The following is a 22,302-nucleotide window of genomic DNA, read 5'->3' on the forward strand; positions in this document are numbered from 1 at the left end:
CGGTCTAGCCCTGTCTTGGGCCACCCTGCTTACCAATTAGGCACAGAGCTCCCCAATGATGCGGCGCAGCAAGCGCTCGCCGGATTCCAGTTCGCTGATCTCGATATATTCGTCCGGCTGGTGAGCCTGGGCGATGTCGCCGGGGCCGCAGACCACCGTCGACCAGCCCGCCCGCTGGAAGATGCCGGCCTCGGTGCCGTAGGAGACCACATGGGTGCCGTTGTCGCCGGTGTGACGGCGCATCAGGCGCTCGGCCTCTCCGTCGGTCTCTGGCCTGAGCCCTGGCACCTCGGCGATCAGCTCGACAACGACGCCAGTCTCTGGGCGGATCGCCTTCATCCGCGGCTCGATGACGTCGCGAATATAGGCTTCGTAGCGATCCATGTAGTCGCGTGGGCTCTCGGTGGGTATCGCCCGGATGTCGCTGAAGAACCATGCGGAGGACGACACCACGTTGGCGGCATTGCCGCCTGCCACCATGCCGCAATGCAGCGTGGTGTAGGGTGGCTCGAACGGATTGGACGGATCGGCGCGGCGCCGATTCTCATCCATCACGTCCTCGTGCCAGGAGATGAGGCGGGCCGCGTTCATGACAGCGCTCACCCCTTGGTCGATCCGGCTGGAATGGACCGCATAGCCGGTCACCTGGGTGCGCAGCTGCACGGAAGCCTTGTGACCAGTCACAACCGCATGGCGGGTCGGCTCGCCAACGATCACGGCGGCAGGCTTCGGGAGCGACCGAGCCATGGCGTCCACCATGGAGGGCGCACCCCGGCAGGCGATCTCCTCGTCATAGGAAAGCGCGATATGAACCGGCCGCTTCAGGGGCATCTTCGCCATCTCGGGCACAAGAGCCAGCACCAGCGCGTCGAAGCCCTTCATGTCGGCCGAGCCGCGCCCGTAGAGACGGCCGTTCTTTTCGGTCAATGTCCAGGGATCGGTGGTCCAGTTCTGCCCCTCCACCGGCACCACGTCCGTATGGCCGGAGAACACAATCCCACCCTCCACTTGCGGGCCGATGCTGGCGTAGAGGTTGGCCTTGTCGCCCTCGGGGCTCATCACGAGGGTGCTTTCCACCCCATGGCTGTTGAGCCAATCCCGGCAGAAGTTGATGATGTCGAGATTGCTGCTCGTCGAAACGCTCGGAAAGGCAACCAGACGCGCGAGCATCTCGCGGGACGATAAGGACATGTCGTGCTTCTCCCAAGGAAAGGCGTGAGCATCCGATCCCGCGATGCGGCCGGTCAAGCCGGAATTATCACCCGTCAACCGGCGGCTGCCTGTTGACGCGGCAGGCCGCGCGCCACCATGATCCGCCCTCCTCCCCTTTCCGCCTTGCCGGAGACACAATGACCACCTTTGACGTCACGCTTGCCGATATCGAAGCCGCCCGCAGCCGCATCGCCGGACGCGTCCGGCGCACACCGGCCTTCGACAGCGCTGAGGTGTCGGCGCGGCTCGGGCGGCGTACGGCCTTGAAGATGGAAGCGCTGCAGCTGGCAGGTTCGTTCAAGGTGCGCGGCGTCTTCAACAAGGTTATGACTTTGAGCGAGGAAGAACGCCGTCGCGGACTGGTCACGGTGTCAGGCGGCAACCATGCCATCGCGGTCGCGCGCGTCGCCGGGACGCTGGGCCTCGACGCCCTCGTGCTGATGCCGAAGGTCACGCCGCGCTTCAACGTCGATCTCGCGACGAAGTATGGTGCACGCATCGAGCTCTGCGACGATGCCGCCGAGGCCTTCGCCAAGGCGGAGGACTATCAGCGCCAAGGGCGGCTGTTCGTCCATCCCTATGACGATCCGGCGATCATCGCGGGCCACGGCACCCTCGGGCTCGAATTCATTGAAGACATCCCCGATCTCACCCACGTGTTCGTCTCCATCGGCGGCGGCGGCATGATGTCCGGCGTCGCAGCAGCCCTGAAGGCAAAGCGGCCTTCGCTGACGGTCTACGGCGTTGAAACCGTCGGCGCTCCGACGATGACCGAGGCGCTGAAGGCCGGTGAGCCGGTCACGATCCGCCCGACCTCGATTGCCCGAACGCTTGGCGCACCGTTCGCGACCCACAGGACGGTTGCCGGAGCCAAGCTCTTCCTCAAGGAGATTCTCCTCGTGGAGGACGAGCCCGTGATTGCCGATGTGAGCTGGCTCCTGCAGAAGGAAAAGCTCCTCTGCGAGCCGGCCGCCGCCTGCGTGCTGACGGCGGCTGAAACCATCGCCCCCTCGCTGCCCGACGACAGCGTGATCGGCCTCGTGGTCTGCGGCTCGAACCTGGCCCTGGACGACCTAGACGGGTGGCGTCAGGCGACCAAGGGAGCCTGATCGCGCCAGCCATGCCCGAGGGAGCTTAAGGGTATCGGATCCAACAAGGTGCTGCCGAGTTGTCTGCAGGACAGCTCAACTGGAAAGTACCGCGCATGGTTGATCCGGCTCTCCCCGCCTCTCAGCCGGGTCCACCGCCTGCAGGCTCTTCGTTGTTTACGGCCGGCGGTATCGTTCTGGCGATCGGCGGGCTTTATTTCGGCCGTGATATCTTCATCCCGTTCGCCGTCGGTATTCTCCTCAGCTTTGCGCTGACTCCCCTGGTCAACAGGCTCCGGCGATTGAGGCTCCCGAGGGTCGCTGCCGCGCTGATCGCCGTGACCTTGGCCTTCATCCTGATCGGAGGCCTCACCTACGTGGTCGGCCGCCAGTTGGTGCAGCTCGCCAACAACCTTCCAAGCTATCAGACGACGATCACGGAGAAGATCCGCGCCCTGCAAACCTCCGCTCCCGGAGGCGGGGTCGTGGACAAGGTCACGACCACCATTCAGGATCTGAGCAAGGAGATTTCGGGGGCGGAGAAAGCCACCGAACAAGCGGCCGAGCAGGCCGGCACGGCTCTCGGGAGTCCTCCTGCCCCACAGGAGCCTATTACGGTCCGGCTCGAGCGCCCGGAATCCCAGCCGCTTGAAATCATTCAGACCATTGCCGGCCCGCTCCTCGCGCCGCTGGCCACCGCCGGTCTGGTGGTCATCTTCGTCATCTTCATTCTGCTGGAACAGGAGGATCTGCGCGACCGCTTCATCAAGCTCGCAGGCGCCGGCGATCTTCAGAAGACGACGCAGGCGCTCAACGATGCGGCCGCACGGGTCAGCCGCTATCTGCTGATGCAGCTCATCGTGAACCTGACCTACGGAATCCCCATAGGGATCGCGCTCTACTTCATCGGGGTTCCCAATGCGGTGCTGTGGGGCTTGCTGGCGGCGGTGCTGCGCTTCATCCCCTATCTGGGTCCCTTCCTGGCCGCGACCTTTCCCATCGCCCTCGCCGTCGCGGTCGATCCTGGCTGGTCGATGCTGCTCTGGGTCGTCGGGCTGTTTCTTCTTGCCGAACTCATCAGCAACAACGTCATCGAGCCCTGGCTCTACGGCTCCAGCACGGGCCTGTCGTCGCTCGCTATCATCATGGCGGCGATCTTCTGGACCACCCTGTGGGGGCCGGTCGGGCTGTTCCTGGCAACGCCTTTGACCGTCTGCCTCGTAGTCATTGGCCGATACGTCCCGCAGCTGGAGTTCCTCGGCGTTCTCCTCGGCAGCGATCCGGTCCTCGCTCCTGAGGAACGCCTGTACCAGCGGCTGCTGGCGGGAAATCTCGAAGAAGCCACTGAGATTGCCGAGGATTACGTGGACGAGCACTCCTCCCGCGAGTTCTACGATCACGTCGCGATTCCGGCCCTTCGCCTGGCCGAGAACGATCGCCAGCGCAGCACCACCGACACCAACTACCGGCGCGCGGTCGCGACCACCGCTATATGTGTGGTGAGGGAGATCGAAGACCACGTTCGGGAGAAAACATCGTCCTCTCAAGAGGCGGATGGCGCAGACGAAGTCCCGCCCTCTGCAGCCAGTCCGAACAAGCCCATCCTCTGCATCGCAGGACGGACGGAGCTCGATCGGGCTGCAGCCGAGATGCTGGCGCAGGTTCTTGAGGAGAACGGAACCGGAGCCCGAGTCCTGCCGCCGATTGCCGTGACCGAGGGTGCTTTGGCACAGCTCGATCTAACGGGAGTGGAGGTGGTCTGCCTGTCATACCTTCACCCTCAGCCGCAGGTTTTCGCCCGCTATATCTGCCGACGCCTGCGCCGGCGAGCGCCTCACGTCAAACTGGTCGTGTGCTGCTGGAACGCTCCACCGCAGGGCACCCACACGGAGGATATGGCCCGGCAGATGTCCGCCGATGCGGCGATCCTGTCGCTCGACGTGTGCGTCAATCAGGTCAGTGCGTGGCTCGCACATCAGGAGACTGCTTCCGATACGAGTAGCAGCCATACCCCTGCGACGATCGATAATGAGCACGAACGGCTCGCCGCCATGCAGCACCTGGGCCTTGCCGGAGGGCACCGCCATTCCTTCGACGAGGTCGCAAAACGGGTTGCCGAAGCGTTCGGCGCTCCGATCGCACTCGTGTCGATGATCATGGAGGAGCAACAGCTCATGCCGGGCGCGCAGGGCCTGCCGCCCGACCTCAACGCCAGCCGGCAGGTTCCCCGCGAGGAATCGGTCTGCGGCCATGTCGTGGCGACCGATGAGGTGATCGTATCCGAGGACGTGACGAAGGACCCTCGGTTCACGAATAACCCGCTCGTGCTCGAAAAGGGCATTCGCTTCTATGCCGGAGCGCCCTTGCGCACCTCCAGCGGCCTCGCCCTGGGCTCCCTGTGCGTCATTGACATGGAGCCGCGTGAGTTTTCCGATGAGGATCGCATCAGGCTGCAACAGATGGCCGATGACCTCATGGCTGACCTGGAGCGCAACTCCCAAAAGCAGGATGACCAGGGAGCTCCCGCCCCTACGTCAGCGCAAAGACTGAAACAGGATGCATCCTCCTGATCGAAGAGTCTGAACGTCAGATCGAGCGGCGCCGAAGCGAGATCACAAGGCTGAATAGCAGCGCGCCTGCCGCCATGGCGATCAGGATGCCACAGGCGGTCCATAGTGACGTGAAGGACGACCCCGGCGTGAGCGCCGACGAGTAGGCTTGGATCGACCACGCGTTGGGCGTCCACCACCCGGCCTCCTGCAGCCAGGGCGGCAGGAAGAAGCGTGGAACCATGCTGCCGCCCGCAGCAGACAGGATGAGCACCACGAAGGTGGACAAAACCTGCGCCTGCTGACGTGAGGAGCAGACAACGCAGAGTGCCAGGGCAAGGCCCGCCGTCGCTGCGGCGACCGCAAGGGTCGTCATAAGCCATGGACCGAAAGAGGCGATGAAATCCACACCGTAGAGAAGGTAGGCCGCGGCGAAAACCAGAGCCGCCTGCACGCTCCCCTGCGCTATGAGGAAGAGGAATTTCCCGACAATAATTGTCGCGATGGCGCCTGGCCCCGCGAGCAGGCGGTCATAGACGCCCAGGCGCCGTTCCTCAATGAGGCCGACCGCGCCCTGCACGGCGGCTAAAAGCAGGAACATCACCGCGACGGCACCGGCATAATAGGATACCGCCCAACCGGCATTCTGTGGCAGGGCGGATTCGCTGGCGACCAGACCTGCGTCACGCATGCGCGGGTCGTTGCGCGTCTCGTCCGCCTTCTCCTTGAACGTCTCGTCGATCCAGACTCGCTGCTCGGAAGTGATGCCCCCGATGGCCTCCAGGTCGGCCAGCACCTGGGCGAAAGCAACGTCGGGCATATGAACTGCCAACAGCCGCTGCAGGTGGCCTGCCATGATGGCACCGGCAATCGCCCGCGCCTCGTGAGTGATGAGCAGGACGGGAGCACCGGCTCCGCGTTCATTGAGATCCGTCCTGAGGATGAGCCCCAGATCGACGGCGCCGTCCTTGACTAGCCCGCGCACGCTCTCGGCGGTGGCATCGTCACTGTGCGTGACGCGCAGGGTCGGCTCCTGCCGGAGCACCTGGACCAGTTGCGTCGTCGTCGGGGTTCGGGCCAGATCGGCGATGCCCACATGAAGCCTCAGCTGATCCCCGCCGGCGGATGAAAAGATCGCCGCAAAGATCACAAAAATGAGCGGCGGCAGCACGAACGCCATGGCCAGCGCGCCGCGATCCCGGAGCAGGGTCAGGAACATGACGCGGGCCGCCGGGAAGATCATGAGTGCATGCCTTCCACATGAGCCAGCACGTGCTCCAGCCCCGGCTCGCGCAGGCGGATCTCGTTCAGGTCGATGTCATGCCGCCGGAGCGCAGCCGGCAGGGATCCGAAACCTTCAACACCTGCCGACCACGACGTCCATTCGAGCGGGTTTTCCGTCGACGCCAGCCCCAATCGTTCGAGAACGCTCTTCACCGTTTCGCCCGGCTCCCGGCTCAAGGTCACGACCACCTCGCGCCTGTCTCCGAACATGCGACGGAGAATGTCGCTGACAGGCCCCTCCTCGGCCATCCGGCCGGATGCGAGAACGCCGATCCGGTCGGCCAGCGACTTGGCCTCGTCAAGGTCGTGGGTTGTCAGCAGGATTGACGCGCCCTCATCCCGCAGATGCCTCAAGGTCCTGTGCAGCGAAAGGCGAGCTTCAATGTCTACCCCGACGGTGGGCTCGTCCAGCAGCAGAACGCGAGGCCGCGTCAGCAGGGCTGCGGCGATGTTGGCTCGGCGCTTGTAACCGCCTGAAAGATGATCCATCAGATCGCGTTGCCGGCCCTCCACCTGCACTAGGGCCATGGCTTCCTCGACCCGCGAGGGAATATCGCGCTTCGGCAACCCTGCCATTCCGGCCATGATTTCCAGGTTCTCCCGGACCGTCAGCCGCGGATAGAGGGCGATGTCCTGCGGAACCAGGCTCATCATCCGCCGCGGCGCAGCCTCCCGACTAGGATCGCCTCCGAACACCCGCACATCGCCGGATGCTGGCCGAAGCTGTCCCGTCAGGAGCCGCATCAGGGTGGTCTTGCCCGTCCCATTGCGTCCGAGCAGCGAATAGATCTCGCCCTGCTTCAGGGACAGGTTCAATCCCCGCAGAACCTCGCGTGCACCCAGGCGAACATGAACCTCGCTCAAGACTGCAATCGTTGGCGCCGGGAGTGCAGGCGCCGGCTCGATCATCGTCGACAGGTTCTGACGCGCAGGGATGGCTGTCTCCTCCCGAAAAGCCGGCAATGGCGGGCATGCTGCCTCACGTCCAGGAACCTAGCTCCGATTCCGGTTTCGGGAAGAGAGCACGCATCGATGTGATCGCCGGACGTGCCGGGGGCTCTCGCATTTCTGAGGACAAGCGCCAAGTTTGTCCTGTCCGGCCGTACCGGCCGCACGCTTCAATGAGGGGCAATATCCATGCTTCGGTCAACCATTGGAATGATTGCTGGTCTTCTGTTCATCACTGGGGCGGAGGCAGCTCCGCTGACCGTGCAGGTGGAGGGCGCCGTTCCTGGCCAGGGTCCCGTCCTGGTCGGTATCTGCTCCGGGTCGCTGGATTTCGGCTCCTGCCGCTACAGCCAGACCATTCAGCCCCCGGCGACGGAGTTTCAGGTCGCGTTCCCCGATGTTCCTGAGGGATCCTACGCGATTGCCGTCTTCCAGGACACGAACGGCAACACCAACCTCGACCGGGATCAAAGAGGGCTGCCCCTCGAGCCCTACGGCTTCAGCAACGGCACAGGCCGCACGGCCCCACCCTCATTCGAAGCTGCGCGCATCAGCGTTGCCGGCCCGACCCTCACGAGAGTTCGGATCTCCCGCTCACCGCTGGCACGATAGGCTTTTCTCCCTTTGGTCCCGTACGCCGGCACCAAAGTGAAATTCAGGGGTTGCACAGTGCAAGCGCCGGAGCTAATTGAAGCAGGCCGTTAAAGGCGTCGGAGCGTAGCGCAGCCCGGTTAGCGCACTAGTCTGGGGGACTAGGGGTCGGAGGTTCAAATCCTCTCGCTCCGACCATTTTTCAAATAGAGACCCTGTACAGAGGTCATCAGAGCAATCGCCTGAAAACACTCTGCTGGCTTGCCTCCACATTCTCCTCTCCGATTTCGGCCACTCCCCATTTCGCTCTTCGACAAGCCGTTGATTCCCGTGCGGCCGAGCTGAAACCCAAGCAGCCCTGATGACGTTCGCATCGCAACGGCGGCCCAGAGTCGAGCGCTTCCCTGGCGTGTCGCGGCCGAGCCGGGATGTTCAGCAGGAGATATGAATGGATCGACGTGCCCTTCTCGGCGGCTTGGCCGCCGCGCTTATCGTTGCCCCTGCCCTCGCCCAGACGGGCAGCTCTTCGTCCACCATGCCGTCAGGCTCGTCGGGCAACATGCCGATGAACCGGACCGGCGCTCAGATGAGCCAGGCGGACATGCAGCACATGCAGCAGACCATGCAGCTCGGCATGGTGGCGCTGGAATCCAGCCGCATGGCCATGAACAAGCTCCGCAATGAGGATCTCAAGAAGTTCGCGAATTTCGAGGTCCAGGAGCAGACCACCCTGTCGGAGGTCCTGCGCTCTATGATGGACCCGGGCGCCACCGCCGCCACGGGATCGGCGGCCAGCCAGTCCGGCCAGTCGGCCATGCCGGCGATGCAGATGGATGCCAGCGCCCGCGACATGATGCAGAAGATGCAGAACCAGCAGGCCGGCGCGGAGTTCGACAAGATGTACCTGGAGGCACAGCTCCAAGGCCACCGCGACCTGCTGCAGGTCCAGGAGCGCTATCTGCAGGCCAACCCGCAGAACCGCGAGCACATGAACGTCGCCAAGATGGCCCGCGGGCACATCCGCGAGCACATCGCCATGCTTGAAGAGATGCAGAAGACCATGCGCTAAGGCGCCAGCCGACAGAAAAAGCCCGCTCCAGCCTTCACTGGAGCGGGTTTAGGTCTCAGGAGCATCCTTGGAGGGATCTTGTCCAAACACGGACAGAAACCAAATGTTTCATAAGCAGGGTGCGGCGTTCCAACCCATGGTTCGAGCCGGCATTCCCCTCCTCGCCTTCAGTGAACTTCTTCAGAGTACCAGCCGTTTTCCATGCTGCCGCTTGGCGAGAGATGGAACGGTGCTGGCATGCAGAGCAGCCTGAAACAACGGGAAGGGGTTCCGACAGGAAGCCCGAGCACGCCTCCGGCCCAACCGCCCGGCTTCACCTCCGTGTTGGAGCGGAACATCGACGCCCTGCGCCGCAAGCGCCAGGAGGACGACAAAAAGGCCAGCCTTCAGGATCGGATCGCTCAGGCCGTTACCCGCTTCACCGGGAGCATGGCCTTCGTCTACGTCCACCTTGCGTTGGTCGGCGGGTGGGTTGCCGCCAATCTGGGCATCCTTCCCGGTGTTTCGGTCTTTGACCCGACCTTCGTAATCCTCGCGACCCTCGCGTCCGTGGAAGCGATCTTTCTCTCCACCTTCGTCCTGATCAGCCAGAATCGCGCAGCCGCAGAAGCGGACCGGCGCTCCGAGTTGGACCTTCAGACCAACCTTCTCTCGGAACATGAAATCACAAGGCTTTTGACCCTGACCCGCGCCATCGCCGAGCATCTGGGCATCCAGGAGGCGAACGATCCCAGCCTTGAGGAACTGGAGCGGCATGTTGCCCCGGAGAAGGTGCTCGACCGGCTGACCAGGGACGGAGAGAACGGCTCACCGTAGAGAGACGCTTCAGGAAAACCAGGCAATCAATGGGGAATGGTGGGCGGTGAGGGGATCGAACCCCCGACCTGCGGTGTGTAAAACCGATGCTCTACCAGCTGAGCTAACCGCCCGACAGGCCTGACATAAAAACAGAAGGCCAACAACGCAAGCGCCGTTGGCCCTCATCACATGCAAACACCGCCAAAAAGCGATTACTTCGCGTTCACAGCGTCCTTCAGGCCGGCGCCTGCGCGGAACTTCGGGGTCTTGGAAGCGGGAACCTTGACCTTTTCGCCGGTGCGCGGGTTACGCGCCTCGCCGGCGGCGCGGTTGGTCACCACGAACGTGCCGAAGCCGACGATCTTGACCTCGTCGCCCTTCTTCAGAGCGCCGGTGATCGCCTCGATGGCGGCGTCGATCGCATCACCAGCCTGGCCACGCGAAAGGCCCACCTTATCGGCGATGGCCGCAACGAGCTCGCCTTTATTCATAGTCTTATCCTCCAGTGATCACGGCAGCCGCAAAAGGAAATGGTCCACCGTTTCAGGGACAACCCGTTTGGCGCAAAGCTTATCCGTAGGCAACCCCGAAGTGGCTGATTTCAGCCGATTTTTGCCATATTTTCCCAAAAAGAAGCCCCCGAACTCACGTTCGGAGGCCCCTGTCGTTACGTCAGGCTTAGGCTTTAGTGAGCCACAACCCCGGCCGAGTCGTCCTCGACGGCAGGCTTCGGACCCTTGAGAACCGAGGCCTCGTCCCATTCGATCGGCTCAGGCGTGCGCACGAGGGCATGCTGGAGAACCTGATCCATCATGGAGACCGGCACGATCTCCAGGCCGTTCTTCACGCTCGCCGGGATGTCGGCCAAGTCCTTGGCGTTCTCCTCGGGGATCAAGACCTTTTTAATCCCGCCGCGAAGCGCCGCCAGGAGCTTCTCCTTCAGCCCGCCGATGGGCAGCACCCTGCCCCGCAGCGTGACCTCGCCCGTCATGGCGATATCGCGGCGAACCGGGATACCCGTGATGACGGACACGATGGCTGTCGCCATAGCGATACCGGCGGACGGACCATCCTTGGGCGTTGCGCCTTCCGGCACGTGCACGTGGATGTCGCGACGGTCGAACATGGGCGGCTCGACACCGAAATCGACGGCCCGGGAGCGGACATAGGACGCCGCAGCCGAGATCGACTCCTTCATCACGTCACGCAGATTGCCCGTGACGGTCATCTTGCCCTTGCCCGGCATCATGATGCCTTCGATCGTCAACAGCTCGCCGCCGACCTCGGTCCAGGCCAGACCCGTGACCGCGCCGACCATGTCCTCGGTCTCGGCCTCGCCGTAGCGATAGCGCGGGGGTCCGAGGAACTCCGGCAGGTTGGCGGTCGTGACCTCCACCGACTTGACCTTGGAGATCAGGATCTCCTTCACGGCCTTCCGGATGAGATTGGCCAGTTCGCGCTCAAGGTTACGCACGCCCGCCTCGCGGGTGTAGCGGCGGATCAGCATGAGGAGAGCCTCGTCGCCGATCTTCCACTCCTTCTCGGCCAGACCATGCTTCTGCATGGAGGACGGGATCAGGTGGGTGCGGGCAATCTCGGCCTTCTCCTCCTCGGTGTAACCCGCGATGCGGATCACCTCCATACGGTCGAGGAGCGGGCCGGGAATGTTGAGCGTGTTGGCCGTGGTCACGAACATCACGTTGGACAGATCGTAATCGACCTCCAGGTAATGGTCATTGAAGGTCGAGTTCTGCTCAGGGTCGAGAACCTCGAGCAGGGCTGCCGACGGGTCGCCGCGGAAGTCCATGCCCATCTTGTCGATCTCATCGAGCAGGATGAGCGGGTTGGACGTCTTGGCCTTGCGCATCGACTGGATGATCTTGCCGGGCATCGAGCCGATATAGGTCCGGCGGTGGCCGCGGATCTCGGACTCGTCACGGACGCCGCCGAGCGACATGCGCACGAACTCGCGGCCTGTGGCCTTGGCGATCGACTTGCCGAGCGAGGTCTTGCCCACGCCGGGAGGACCGACGAGGCAGAGGATCGGGCCCGTGAGCTTGTTGGCGCGCTGCTGCACGGCCAGGTACTCGACGATGCGCTCCTTGACCTTCTCGAGGCCGTAGTGATCCGCATCGAGCAGATCCTGGGCGGCCTTCAGGTCCTTCTTCATCTTCGAGCGGCGGTTCCACGGGATCCCGAGCAGCCAGTCGAGATAGTTGCGCACAACGGTGGCTTCCGCCGACATGGGCGACATCTGGCGGAGCTTCTTGAGCTCGCCCATCGCCTTCTCGCGGGCTTCCTTCGTGAACTTGGTCTTCTCGATCTTCTCCTCGAGCTCGGCCAGCTCGTCGCGACCTTCGTCGTCGCCGAGCTCCTTCTGGATCGCCTTCATCTGCTCGTTGAGGTAGTACTCGCGCTGCGTCTTCTCCATCTGACGCTTCACGCGGGTGCGGATCCGCTTCTCAACCTGGAGAACCGAGATCTCGCTCTCCATCATGCCGAGCACCTTCTCCAGGCGCTGAGCGACGGTCGGGGTCTCCAGGATCGCCTGCTTGTCGGCGATCTTGATGGCGAGGTGCGAAGCGATGGTGTCGGCGAGCTTGGCCGGCTCGTCGATCTGAGTCACCGCGGTCACGACCTCGGGCGACACCTTCTTGTTGAGCTTCACGTAGTTCTCGAACTCGGACACCACGGAGCGGGCAAGCGCCTCGGCCTCCACCTGGTCACCGAGCGAGTCGGGCAGAGCCTCGGCCTCGGCCTCGTAATACTCTTCCGTGCGGGTATAGGTCTTCACCTGGGCCCGGCTTGCGCCCTCAACCAGCACCTTCACGGTGCCGTCGGGCAGCTTCAGAAGCTGAAGCACGTTGGCCAGGGTACCGACCTTGTAGATCGCATCCGTTGCCGGATCGTCATCCGTCGCATCGATCTGGGTTGCCAGAAGGATATGACGGTCCCCCTTGACCACCTCCTCAAGCGCGCGGATCGACTTTTCGCGGCCGACGAAGAGCGGCACGATCATGTGCGGAAAGACAACAATGTCGCGCAGAGGCAGAACCGCATAGGTTCCGGTCGAGCCTGGAACAACAGGCTGACGTGGCTTCGATTGTGTCATGTGACGACTTCCTTTTCACTGCGTCCAGGGATCCCCTCGCATGAGCTGGACCTCAGACGGATAACCGGAATGCTCAGGCTCTTGTTATGGGCTGCATCCGGTACGCCGGGCCCTCCCTCGGGCGATGAGCAGACAACTCCGGCGCAAGAGATAATGTGGCGTTGCGGGCCCTTCCTTTCAAGAAGATCGCCCGCAACGGTTGGGTTCATGAGTGAGCCCCCGAGCCAACCTTAGGCGCTGGCGCTGGCGGCCTGATCGTTGCGCTCGCCGTGGATGAAGAGAGGCTTGGCCTTGCCCTCCACCACCTCGGGCCCGATCACCACCTGCTCGACTGAATCGAGGCCCGGCAGGTCGTACATGGTCTCCAGCAGAATGCCTTCCATGATGGATCGCAGGCCGCGGGCACCCGTCTTCCGCTCGATCGCCTTCTTGGCAATGAGGGTCAGGGCCTCGTCCTGGAACGTCAGCTGGACGTTCTCCATCTCGAAGAGGCGCTGGTACTGCTTCACCAGAGCGTTCTTCGGCTCCTGCAGAATGGTCTTCAGGGCATCCACATCGAGGTCTTCCAGCGTCGCCAGGACCGGCAGGCGGCCGACGAACTCGGGGATCAGGCCAAACTTCAGCAGATCCTCAGGCTCGACTTCACGGAAGATCTCGCCCGTCCGGCGGTCATCCGGCGAACTCACGGAAGCCGCGAAACCGATGGACGTACCCTTGCCGCGACCGGCAATGATCCGCTCCAGGCCCGCGAAGGCGCCGCCGCAGATGAACAGGATGTTCGTGGTGTCGACCTGCAGGAACTCCTGCTGCGGATGCTTGCGGCCGCCCTGGGGAGGCACGGAGGCGACGGTGCCTTCCATGATCTTCAGGAGCGCCTGCTGCACGCCCTCGCCCGAGACGTCACGGGTGATCGAAGGGTTGTCCGACTTGCGGGAGATCTTGTCGATCTCGTCGATATACACGATGCCGCGCTGGGCCCGCTCGACGTTGTAGTCGGAGGCCTGGAGCAGCTTGAGGATAATGTTCTCCACGTCCTCGCCGACGTAGCCGGCCTCGGTCAGGGTCGTGGCGTCCGCCATGGTGAACGGCACGTCCAGGATCCGAGCCAGGGTCTGGGCCAGCAGGGTCTTGCCCGAGCCGGTGGGCCCGATCAGCAGGATGTTCGACTTGGCCAGTTCGACGTCGTTGTGCTTCGTCGCATGGGCCAGACGCTTGTAATGGTTGTGGACCGCTACCGAGAGCACCTTCTTGGCGTGCTCCTGGCCGATCACGTAATCGTCCAGAACGCGGCTGATTTCCTTCGGGGTCGGAACCCCGTCGCGGGACTTCACGAGAGACGATTTCGACTCTTCGCGGATGATGTCCATGCAGAGCTCGACGCATTCATCGCAGATGAAAACCGTCGGGCCAGCGATCAGCTTGCGTACCTCGTGCTGGCTCTTGCCGCAAAAGGAGCAGTACAGCGTGCTCTTGGAGTCGTTGCCGCCAGCCTTGGTCATTATCACATCTCCAATCCGCACCGGGACGGCCCTTCCGGCCCAGCACTTCTTCTAAGTTTATGAGCGACGGGCCTAACGAAAGGTTCCGTCGCTAAGAATTGAACGCTCAAATCGCTATGTGCTCCGAATCCATATGCAATCACGCGCAGGGCACGGGATCAATAGAAACGGAATTGCCCGCCAAAAAGACGCACCCCGGAGGAATTTGTCCCCAGGTTTTAAGGGTTAGGCCGGAGTGGCTGCCGGCTCGGGGCGCTTGGCAATGACCTGATCGATCAGGCCGAACTCCCGGGCAGCCTCTGCGGTCATGAAGTTGTCGCGCTCCAGGGCCCGCTCGATGGCCTCATAGGGCTGATTGGTGTGCTGGACGTAGATCTCGTTCAGCCGGCGCTTCAGAGCCTCGCTCTCGCGGGCGTGGATCATGATGTCCGTGACCTGGCCCTGGTAGCCGCCGGACGGCTGGTGGACCATGATGCGGGCGTTCGGGAGCGCAAAGCGCATGCCCTTCTCGCCGGCGGTCAGCAGGAGGGAGCCCATGGAGGCCGCCTGACCGACGCACAGCGTCGAGACCGGGCAGCGGATGAACTGCATGGTGTCGTAGATCGACAAGCCCGAGGTCACCACGCCGCCGGGCGAGTTGATGTAGAAGGAGATTTCCTTCTTCGGGTTCTCGGCCTCGAGGAACAGAAGCTGTGCCACGATCAGCGAGGCCGAGTAGTCTTCGACTGGGCCCGTGAGGAAGATAATCCGTTCGCGCAGGAGGCGCGAATAGATGTCGAATGCCCGCTCGCCGCGGTTCGACTGCTCAACCACCATCGGGACGAGCGTATTGTTTAAGAGCGCTACCGGATCTCTCATTGTCTCACTGCTCCAGTTCGGCCGCGCAGATTCGCGGCCGTGCAAGTCATGCAAGCAACGAGACGCTTAAGGGAGCGTTACTCGCCCTTGCCGGATTTCTCTCCGTCCTCATCCTCGTCGCTGAAGAGCGCGTCCTTCGAGACGGTCTCTTCGTTCACCTTCACCTGGGACAGGATCTGGTCGACGACTTTCTCTTCGAACAGAGGAGCCCGGATTTCAGCTAGGGCCTGCGGGTTCTTTTGGTAGAACTCCCAAACCTGGCGCTCCTGGCCGGGGTACTGACGGACCCGCTCGATGAGGGCCTGAGTCACCTCGTCGTCGGAGATCTTGATATCGGACTTCTCACCGATCTGTGCAAGGACCAACCCGAGGCGAACGCGGCGCTCGGCGATCTTGCGGTACTCGGCCTTGGCCGCGTCCTCGGTGGTGTCCTCATCCTCGAAGGTGCGGTTGTTGGACTTCATGTCGCCCACGACCTGCGACCACACGGCCGTGAACTCCTGCTCGACCAGGGTCGGCGGCAGCTCGAAGCTGTACTTGGCGTCCAGAGCGTCCAGGAGGTCCTTCTTGACCTTGCGGCGGGACTGGGTGTCGAAGTCGCGCTTGATGGCGTCGCGGATCGCCTCCTTGAGCTTGTCCAGGGACTCCATGCCGAAGCCCTTGGCCATCTCGTCGTCGATCTTCAGCTCGCCGGGAGCCTCGACTTCCTTCACGGTCACGTCGAACTCGGCGTCCTTGCCGGCGAGATGAGCAGCCATGTAGTTCGTCGGGAAGGTGACTTTCACGAGCTTGGTATCGCCGGCCTTGAGGCCGACGAGCTGGTCCTCGAAGCCCGGGATGAAGGTGTTGGAGCCGAGCTCGACCCGGATGTCCTGGCCGTTGCCGCCCTCGAACTCGGTGCCGTCGATACGGCCTACGAAGTCCACGACCACGCGGTCGCCGGACACCGCCTCACCGTCCTTCGTCTCGAAGGAGCGGTTCTGTTTGGCCATGCGCTCAAGCGATTCGTTGACCTCGGCGTCAGTGATCTCGGCCACCGGCTTCTTGACGGCCACGTCCGACAGGTCGGCCAGCTCGAATTCTGGCAGGACCTCGAGGGCAACCGTGAAGGCCAGATCGCCCTTGGCGTCCATGGCCTTCTCGACCTCTTCCTGGCTCTCAGGGAACTGGACCTGGGGCTCGTTGGCGAGCTTCAGGCTGTTGTCCTCGACGATTTTGCGGTTCGCCTCGTTGACGGCGTTCTGCAGGACGTCGGCCATGACGGAACGGCCATAAACCTTGCGCAGGTGACCCACCGGCACCTTGCCGGGGCGGAAACCGTTGAGCCGGACCCGGTCCTTGAGGGTCGATAATTCGCTGTTCAGGCGCTCTTCCAACTCGGTGGCCGGGAGCACGACCTTGAACTCTCGCTTCAAGCCTTGGGACAGTGTTTCCGTCACCTGCATGGTACTATTCGCCTTCATCCACTCGAAAAGAATTTCAAATCCAAGCTCCGGCCGATGCGGCGTCATGCCGTCACCTGAGCCGCTCAGAGCCTCCGGATCCAACCCTGACGGGATTGGTGCGGGCGGAGGGACTCGAACCCCCACAACTTGCGTCGCTGGAACCTAAATCCAGTGCGTCTACCAATTCCGCCACGCCCGCGCGGGAGCAGCGCGCGCGAACGCGCCCCTCTTCCGGGACGCGGCTCTATAGCATGCTTGCGGAACTGTGCATCAAAAAAGTTCGTGTGCGGCCAATTGGCAACCAAACTTGGCCGTTCACGTTCAACGCTGTACCCATACCGATGCCCTGAACCCTCGACGAGCCCCCCCGCATGATCACCCGCCGCGCCGTTACCGCCGGTCTCGCCACCTCCCTGATCGGAGTTCCCCGGGCGGGATGGACACAGGACGCGGGCTCCCCCGTCCAGGAGTTCACCGCAAGACCGGACAAGCTGCGGCTTCGGCCAGATGCTGGGAACGAGGTCGAGGCGTGGACCTTCAATGGCTCCCTCGCCTCCGTCGTACGGGTCCAGCAAGGCACTGAGCTACGCCTCAAGCTTCGGAACGAGACCGCCCTGCCCCTGTCCCTGCACTTTCACGGGGTTCGCGGCCCGAACGCCATGGACGGCGTCGGCGGCCTGACCCAAGAGCCGGTGGCGCCGGGCCAGAGTTACGACTACCGCCTCACTCCGCCGGATGCCGGCACCTTCCTGATCCGCCCTTGCGTGCTCGGCGGCAGCGCCGAGCCCCAGGAGCGCGGCCTGTCGGGCCTGCTGATCGTGGAGGAGGCCAACCCTCCGCAGGTGGATCAGGACCTTGCCCTGTTGATCGACGACTGGGGTCTGAACGACAACGGCTCGCTGGCGCCTTTCGAGAGGTCAGGCGAAACCGCCCCGGCCGGCCGGCTCGGGAGCTGGCTTAGCCTGAACGGCAAGCCGACGCCGCAGCGGGTCGAGGCGCCTCCCGGCGGGCGCCTGCGGCTGCGGCTCGCCAATGCCTGCAACGCCCGCGCCATGCGTCTGCGCTTCGACGGGCTGAAGGCCTATGTGATTGCCACAGATGGACAACCGACCAGCACCTTCGAGCCGCTCATGGCCTCCCTGCCCTTCGCGCCCGGCACCCGTTATGAGATGCTCGTGGATCTTGCCCCAGAAGCGGGCATGACGGGCGCCGTGACAGCCATGCTGGGCGACGGCCTGCCGCTCCTCGAAATCGCAACCGTCGGCGAGAAGCACGCAGCCCCGCCGGCCATCGCCCCGCTTCCGGCGAACACGAAGCTTCCGGAGACGATCAAGCTGCAGAACGCCAGCCGCAAGGATGTGGTGATGAAGGGCGATCCCAAGGCGCCGAATGTCCCTTGGACCATCAATGGAGCTGCCGGAAAGCCGAACGGCGCTCCGCTCGTCAAGGTGAAGCGCGGCACACCAGTGGTGCTGACCCTGACGAACCAGACCAGCTTCATGCAGCCGCTCCATCTGCATGGCCACAGCGTCCGGCTTCTCCATGCGCTCGACGACGGCTGGGAGCCTTATTGGATTGATACGATCCAGGTGCCGGTGAATAAGACTATCCGCGTTGCCTTCGTGGCCGACAATCCCGGCAAGTGGCTGCTTGCCTCGACCGTGCTGGAGCGGTTCGACGCGGGACTGTGGACCTGGATCGAGATTACCTGAGCAGATCCCGCAGAACACCCGGCACGAGCTCCGCCAGATCCTCGGCGATCAGCCCCGGCCCGAAGCTCGCCCCGGCCTCGGCATGGATCCACACCCCGGCGCAGGCCGCCTCGAAAGCGGGCACGCCTTGAGCCATCAAACCGGCAATGAGGCCGCAGAGCGTATCGCCCGATCCTGCCGTCGCCAGATACGGCGTGCCGTTCTCGTTGATCGCTGCGCGGCCATCCGGGGCTGCGATGACGGTATCGGCTCCCTTGAGCACCACCACCGCGCCCGTATAGGCGGCAGCGCGCCGCACACGCTCGATTTTCGATGCCGGATCAACAAGATCCGGGTGTCCCTTGAACAACCGGTTGAACTCGCCGTCATGAGGCGTGAGCACCGACGGAGCATGGCGGAACGCCCCGTGCAGCTCGGTGGCCAATCCTTCGAAGGAGGTCAGTGCGTCGGCATCCAGCACGAGGCTGCGCCGGGCATGGACCGCTACTGCCACCATGGCGCGGGTGCCCGCATGAATCCCAAGTGCCGGACCCAGCACAAGCGAGTTGAAGCGCTGATCCTGCAGCATCGTGTTCAGCCCCTCCGGCCCATCGCAGCCCCGCAGCATGATGGCGGTGAGATGGGCGGCATTCACTCCCAGCGCCTCCGGCGGCGAGGCCACCGTCACGAGGCCGGAGCCGATCCGCAGTGCCGCCCGCGCGGCCAGCCGCGCGGCGCCCGTCCGGGTCGCGCCGCCGGAGGCCACCAGCGTGTGGCCTCGCTCGTACTTGTGGGACGAGAGTCCGGGCCTGGGTAGCGCATGAGTCCACAAGGTCGCATGATTGGCGAACAGAGTGCCGCCCTTGGCTTCCAGCGTGTCGCCGCCGATCCCGATATCCGCCACCTCGACCGGGCCGCAATAGGCACGCCCCGGCATCAGCAGATGGCAAGGCTTGCGCACCGCGAAGGTGACAGTCCGGGTGGCTTTGACGGCTACTCCCCGAACCGCTCCGGAGTCTCCATCGATGCCAGAGGGCAGATCCACGGCGAGGATCGGACGTCCCGATGCGTTCATGCGCTCTACGGCCAGCCGCGCGGCGCCTTCCAGATCGCGCGCGAGACCGGTGCCGAACAGGGCATCGATGATGAGGTCCGCGCCGTGGAAGGAGAGGTCCTCGACCCGCTCGACCTTACCGTACCAGCCTTTGGCGGCCTCGGCCGCATCGCCCGCCAGCCGGTCGGGAGTGCCCAAGAGGCCCAAGCTCACCTGGTAGCCCCGATCGAACAGCAGGGCCGCGGCAATAAAACCATCGCCACCGTTCTGCCCCGGGCCTGCCGCCACGATGATCCTGTCACCTGGAGCGGCTAATTTTTCGGCACTATCGGCCACGGCACGTCCTGCGCGCCGCATGAGTTCGATGCCCGGAATCCCATTTTCGATGGTCGCCCGGTCGGCTTGCCTCATTTCGGAGGACGTCAGGACAAGTTCAGGGGCTGTCATGGGAGCAAAATTGACCCGTTGTGGAGGAGTTGGCGAGGTTTTCCGCAGTTGCACAAAGTTTGAGCAGAAGATGCTCAGCAAGGCAGCAAAATGGATGGCTTTGAGTCGATGAGGCCATGGAAGGCTCCTCCCGGCTGGTGCTAAAAGCAGCAAAACCTCGAACGAGAACGGTTGAACGGGATGAAGAAGATCGAAGCCATCATCAAGCCCTTCAAGCTCGATGAAGTCAAAGAAGCCCTCCAGGAAGTCGGCCTGCAGGGCATCACCGTCATCGAGGCCAAGGGCTTCGGCCGTCAGAAGGGCCACACCGAACTCTACCGCGGCGCTGAATACGTCGTGGACTTCCTGCCGAAGGTGAAGCTCGAGATCGTTCTCAACGACGATATGGCGGACGCAGCCATCGAGGCTATCCGCAAGGCAGCCCAGACCGGCCGCATCGGCGACGGCAAGATTTTCGTTTCGACGGTCGAGGAGGCCGTTCGTATCCGCACGGGCGAGACCGGATCCGACGCGATCTAAGCTCGCTTTTTTAAAGCCGAGGCCTGACGGCCGAGGATGACTCTCAAGGGCAGAAGAGGACCAAACGACCATGCAGACCGCCAAGGATGTGCTGAAGGCGATCAAGGAAAACGACGTCAAGTACGTGGACTTCCGTTTCACCGACCCGCGCGGCAAGTGGCAGCACGTCACTTTCGACGTTGACATGGTCGATGAGGACATGTTCGCCGACGGCATCATGTTCGACGGCTCGTCGATTGCCGGCTGGAAGGCGATCAACGAATCCGACATGACCCTCATGCCCGACCCGACGACGGCCCAGATGGACCCGTTCTTCGCGGCCTCTACCATGTCGATCAACTGCGACATTCTCGAGCCCGCCACCGGCGAGCCCTACAACCGCGACCCGCGCGGTATCGCCAAGAAGGCTGAAGCCTACCTGAAGTCCACGGGGATCGCCGACACGGTCTATGTCGGCCCCGAGGCCGAGTTCTTCATCTTCGACGACGTGAAGTTCATGGCCGACCCCTACAACACCGGCTTCAAGCTCGACTCCGCCGAGCTGCCGATCAACGGCGACACGCCTTACGAAGGCGGCAACCTGGGCCACCGCATCCCGACCAAGGGTGGCTACTTCCCGGTTCCGCCGCTCGACTCCGCCCAGGACATGCGCGGCGAGATGCTGGCGGCCATGAAGGCCATGGGTGTGACCGTCGAGAAGCACCACCACGAGGTTGCCTCCGCCCAGCACGAGCTCGGCACGAAGTTCAACACCCTCGTGCGCACCGCCGACGAGATGCAGATCTACAAGTACTGCATCCACAACGTCGCCCAGTCCTACGGCAAGACGGCCACCTTCATGCCGAAGCCGGTTTATGGCGACAACGGCTCGGGCATGCACGTCCACCAGTCCCTCTGGAAGGGCGGCAAGCCGCTGTTCGCCGGCAACAAGTATGCCGATCTGTCCCAGGAATGCCTGTGGTACATTGGCGGCATTATCAAGCACGCCAAGGCGCTTAACGCCTTCACCAATCCGTCCACGAACTCCTACAAGCGTCTCGTCCCAGGCTACGAGGCTCCGGTGCTGCTGGCCTACTCGGCCCGTAACCGCTCGGCCTCCTGCCGTATTCCGTGGACGACTTCGCCGAAGGCCAAGCGCGTCGAGATCCGCTTCCCCGATCCGACCGCCAACCCGTATCTCGCTTTTGCCGCGATCATGATGGCCGGTCTCGACGGCATCCTGAACAAGATCGATCCGGGCCCGGCCATGGACAAGGATCTCTACGATCTGCCTCCGCGCGAGCTGAAGAAGATCCCGACCGTCTGCGGCTCGCTTCGCGAAGCTCTCGCCAGCGTCGACAAGGACCGCGCCTTCCTGAAGGCCGGCGGCGTCTTCAACGACGACTTCATCGACAGCTACATCGAGCTGAAGATGGCCGAGGTCGCCCGGTTCGAGATGACCCCGCACCCGGTCGAGTTCCAGATGTACTACTCCGTCTAACGGACGCGAATCCTCCCGGCTGCGGATCCGCAGCCTTCCTTCGCCGGAGCCTTCGGGCTCCGGCTTTTTTGTTTGGCTGTTCAGGGAAACTCAGGTCCGTTAGCAAGACTAGAAGCGGCCGACATTCGGGGAGGAGTTTGCCGAACCCGCAGGCAAGCGCGATCCGTGCACGTTGCGCCCCCCACTTCCGGCAAGCCTCCAGAGGGCATTCAATCAGGAAGAGCTTTATGGTTTCGCCCCTAGCTAAAAACAGCCAGGCGGCGGCCTCTCCGGCCGGTGGTCAAACCTCGGCGACTGCGGCGAACTCAGAGACGACAGGCTCCTCATAAGAGCTCCCGAGAAGCGCACCACCAACCATCAGCAGCTCAGCATGGCCGCCCTGGCACCATCACGAAAAGGGTGACCGTCTAGGCGATGGTTCCAGATCCTGTGGGGTTGCAGTCTGTCGCTGAGGCCTTTGCTTCGGACATTCCAGCCGCGAGGGGCTATCGCCAGCTCGTTCGCGATGACTGCATACTTCTGGTGCCCCCACAGATACGTAAGGTCGTGACGATTGGCCAATTGCGTCCAACTGGCAGACAAAACGAAAAAGGCCCGGGTTGTGACCCGGGCCTTTTCTGTCTCTGTGGGAGACGGATCTTAGTAGGTGCCGAAGCGG

Annotated in this window: 17 protein-coding genes and 3 tRNA genes; 9 read left to right on the plus strand and 11 right to left on the minus strand. The window is 63.3% G+C overall.

All coding sequences use genetic code 11. The annotated features are described in order from the left end of the window. Window positions 1-36: 36 nt before the first annotated feature. Window positions 37-1,191, minus strand: a complete 1,155-nt coding sequence (argE, locus tag JQC81_RS17505) for an acetylornithine deacetylase (protein WP_203273075.1) — start codon at window positions 1,189-1,191, stop codon at window positions 37-39. Window positions 1,192-1,349: 158 nt separating this feature from the next. On the opposite strand from argE, the gene JQC81_RS17510 reads away from it, so the two are divergent. Together JQC81_RS17510 and JQC81_RS17515 are read left to right on the plus strand one after the other, a co-directional pair. After that, complete coding sequence (locus tag JQC81_RS17510) at window positions 1,350-2,321, plus strand: threonine ammonia-lyase (RefSeq protein ID WP_203273076.1); 972 nt, start codon at window positions 1,350-1,352, stop codon at window positions 2,319-2,321. A gap of 152 nt (window positions 2,322-2,473) precedes the next feature. Further along, window positions 2,474-4,870, plus strand: coding sequence for an AI-2E family transporter (locus JQC81_RS17515; protein WP_246520500.1), 2,397 nt, complete (start codon window positions 2,474-2,476; stop codon window positions 4,868-4,870). Window positions 4,871-4,886: 16 nt separating this feature from the next. Here the strand turns inward: JQC81_RS17515 and JQC81_RS17520 are convergent, their stop codons facing one another. Next, the gene (locus JQC81_RS17520; protein WP_203273078.1) at window positions 4,887-6,092 is read right to left on the minus strand and encodes an ABC transporter permease; all 1,206 of its coding nucleotides are present in this window, start codon (window positions 6,090-6,092) and stop codon (window positions 4,887-4,889) included. Beyond that, on the minus strand, window positions 6,089-6,997 hold the full coding sequence (locus JQC81_RS17525; RefSeq protein ID WP_203273079.1) for an ABC transporter ATP-binding protein: 909 nt from the start codon (window positions 6,995-6,997) through the stop codon (window positions 6,089-6,091). Before JQC81_RS17525 ends, JQC81_RS17520 begins: the two co-directional genes overlap by 4 nt. 273 nt (window positions 6,998-7,270) lie before the next feature. On the opposite strand from JQC81_RS17525, the gene JQC81_RS17530 reads away from it, so the two are divergent. The 4 genes from JQC81_RS17530 (at window position 7,271) to JQC81_RS17545 (ending at window position 9,557) form a co-directional block, all read left to right on the plus strand. Beyond that, window positions 7,271-7,693: a DUF2141 domain-containing protein gene (locus JQC81_RS17530; protein WP_203273080.1), complete on the plus strand. Its 423-nt coding sequence runs from the start codon at window positions 7,271-7,273 to the stop codon at window positions 7,691-7,693. A 99-nt stretch (window positions 7,694-7,792) separates the two neighbouring features. Beyond that, window positions 7,793-7,870, plus strand: a tRNA-Pro gene (locus JQC81_RS17535). Between the two features lie 250 nt (window positions 7,871-8,120). Continuing rightward, entirely contained in the window at window positions 8,121-8,741 is a 621-nt protein-coding gene (locus JQC81_RS17540) for a DUF4142 domain-containing protein (protein WP_203273081.1), read from the plus strand. Between the two features lie 237 nt (window positions 8,742-8,978). Then, window positions 8,979-9,557: a DUF1003 domain-containing protein gene (locus JQC81_RS17545; protein WP_203273082.1), complete on the plus strand. Its 579-nt coding sequence runs from the start codon at window positions 8,979-8,981 to the stop codon at window positions 9,555-9,557. A 37-nt stretch (window positions 9,558-9,594) separates the two neighbouring features. On the opposite strand, the gene JQC81_RS17550 is transcribed toward JQC81_RS17545, so the two are convergent. The 7 genes from JQC81_RS17550 to JQC81_RS17580 all read right to left on the minus strand — a co-directional run bounded on the left by JQC81_RS17550 (window position 9,595) and on the right by JQC81_RS17580 (window position 16,652). Next, window positions 9,595-9,670, minus strand: a tRNA-Val gene (locus JQC81_RS17550). Between the two features lie 81 nt (window positions 9,671-9,751). Further along, on the minus strand, window positions 9,752-10,030 hold the full coding sequence (locus JQC81_RS17555; RefSeq protein WP_152716198.1) for an HU family DNA-binding protein: 279 nt from the start codon (window positions 10,028-10,030) through the stop codon (window positions 9,752-9,754). Window positions 10,031-10,224: 194 nt separating this feature from the next. After that, a complete protein-coding gene (lon, locus tag JQC81_RS17560; RefSeq protein WP_203273083.1) occupies window positions 10,225-12,651 on the minus strand; it encodes an endopeptidase La in 2,427 nt (808 codons plus the stop codon). A 230-nt stretch (window positions 12,652-12,881) separates the two neighbouring features. Continuing rightward, window positions 12,882-14,150 carry an ATP-dependent Clp protease ATP-binding subunit ClpX gene (gene clpX / locus JQC81_RS17565; RefSeq protein WP_203273084.1) on the minus strand — a complete coding sequence of 423 codons (1,269 nt, stop codon included), beginning with the start codon at window positions 14,148-14,150 and terminating at the stop codon, window positions 12,882-12,884. A 225-nt stretch (window positions 14,151-14,375) separates the two neighbouring features. Next, entirely contained in the window at window positions 14,376-15,008 is a 633-nt protein-coding gene (locus JQC81_RS17570; protein ID WP_203273085.1) for an ATP-dependent Clp protease proteolytic subunit, read from the minus strand. 77 nt (window positions 15,009-15,085) lie between these two features. Next, a complete protein-coding gene (gene tig, locus JQC81_RS17575; protein WP_203273089.1) occupies window positions 15,086-16,453 on the minus strand; it encodes a trigger factor in 1,368 nt (455 codons plus the stop codon). A gap of 114 nt (window positions 16,454-16,567) precedes the next feature. Then, a tRNA-Leu gene (locus JQC81_RS17580) sits at window positions 16,568-16,652 on the minus strand. Between the two features lie 172 nt (window positions 16,653-16,824). Here JQC81_RS17580 and JQC81_RS17585 point away from each other — a divergent pair. Further along, the gene (locus JQC81_RS17585) at window positions 16,825-18,165 is read left to right on the plus strand and encodes a multicopper oxidase family protein (protein ID WP_203273086.1); all 1,341 of its coding nucleotides are present in this window, start codon (window positions 16,825-16,827) and stop codon (window positions 18,163-18,165) included. Here the strand turns inward: JQC81_RS17585 and JQC81_RS17590 are convergent. Beyond that, a complete protein-coding gene (locus JQC81_RS17590) occupies window positions 18,158-19,645 on the minus strand; it encodes an NAD(P)H-hydrate dehydratase (protein ID WP_203273087.1) in 1,488 nt (495 codons plus the stop codon). The two genes, JQC81_RS17585 and JQC81_RS17590, sit on opposite strands and share 8 nt — an antisense overlap. Window positions 19,646-19,825: 180 nt before the next feature. Here JQC81_RS17590 and JQC81_RS17595 point away from each other — a divergent pair, with 180 nt between their 5' ends. Both JQC81_RS17595 and glnA read left to right on the plus strand, forming a co-directional pair. Beyond that, entirely contained in the window at window positions 19,826-20,164 is a 339-nt protein-coding gene (locus JQC81_RS17595; RefSeq protein WP_036352735.1) for a P-II family nitrogen regulator, read from the plus strand. Between the two features lie 70 nt (window positions 20,165-20,234). Next, window positions 20,235-21,644, plus strand: coding sequence for a type I glutamate--ammonia ligase (gene glnA, locus JQC81_RS17600; RefSeq protein WP_203273088.1), 1,410 nt, complete (start codon window positions 20,235-20,237; stop codon window positions 21,642-21,644). The last annotated feature ends 658 nt before the right edge of the window (window positions 21,645-22,302 follow it).

Origin of the sequence: Microvirga arabica (assembly GCF_016811235.1) — a bacterium.
Lineage (GTDB): Bacteria > Pseudomonadota > Alphaproteobacteria > Rhizobiales > Beijerinckiaceae > Microvirga > Microvirga arabica.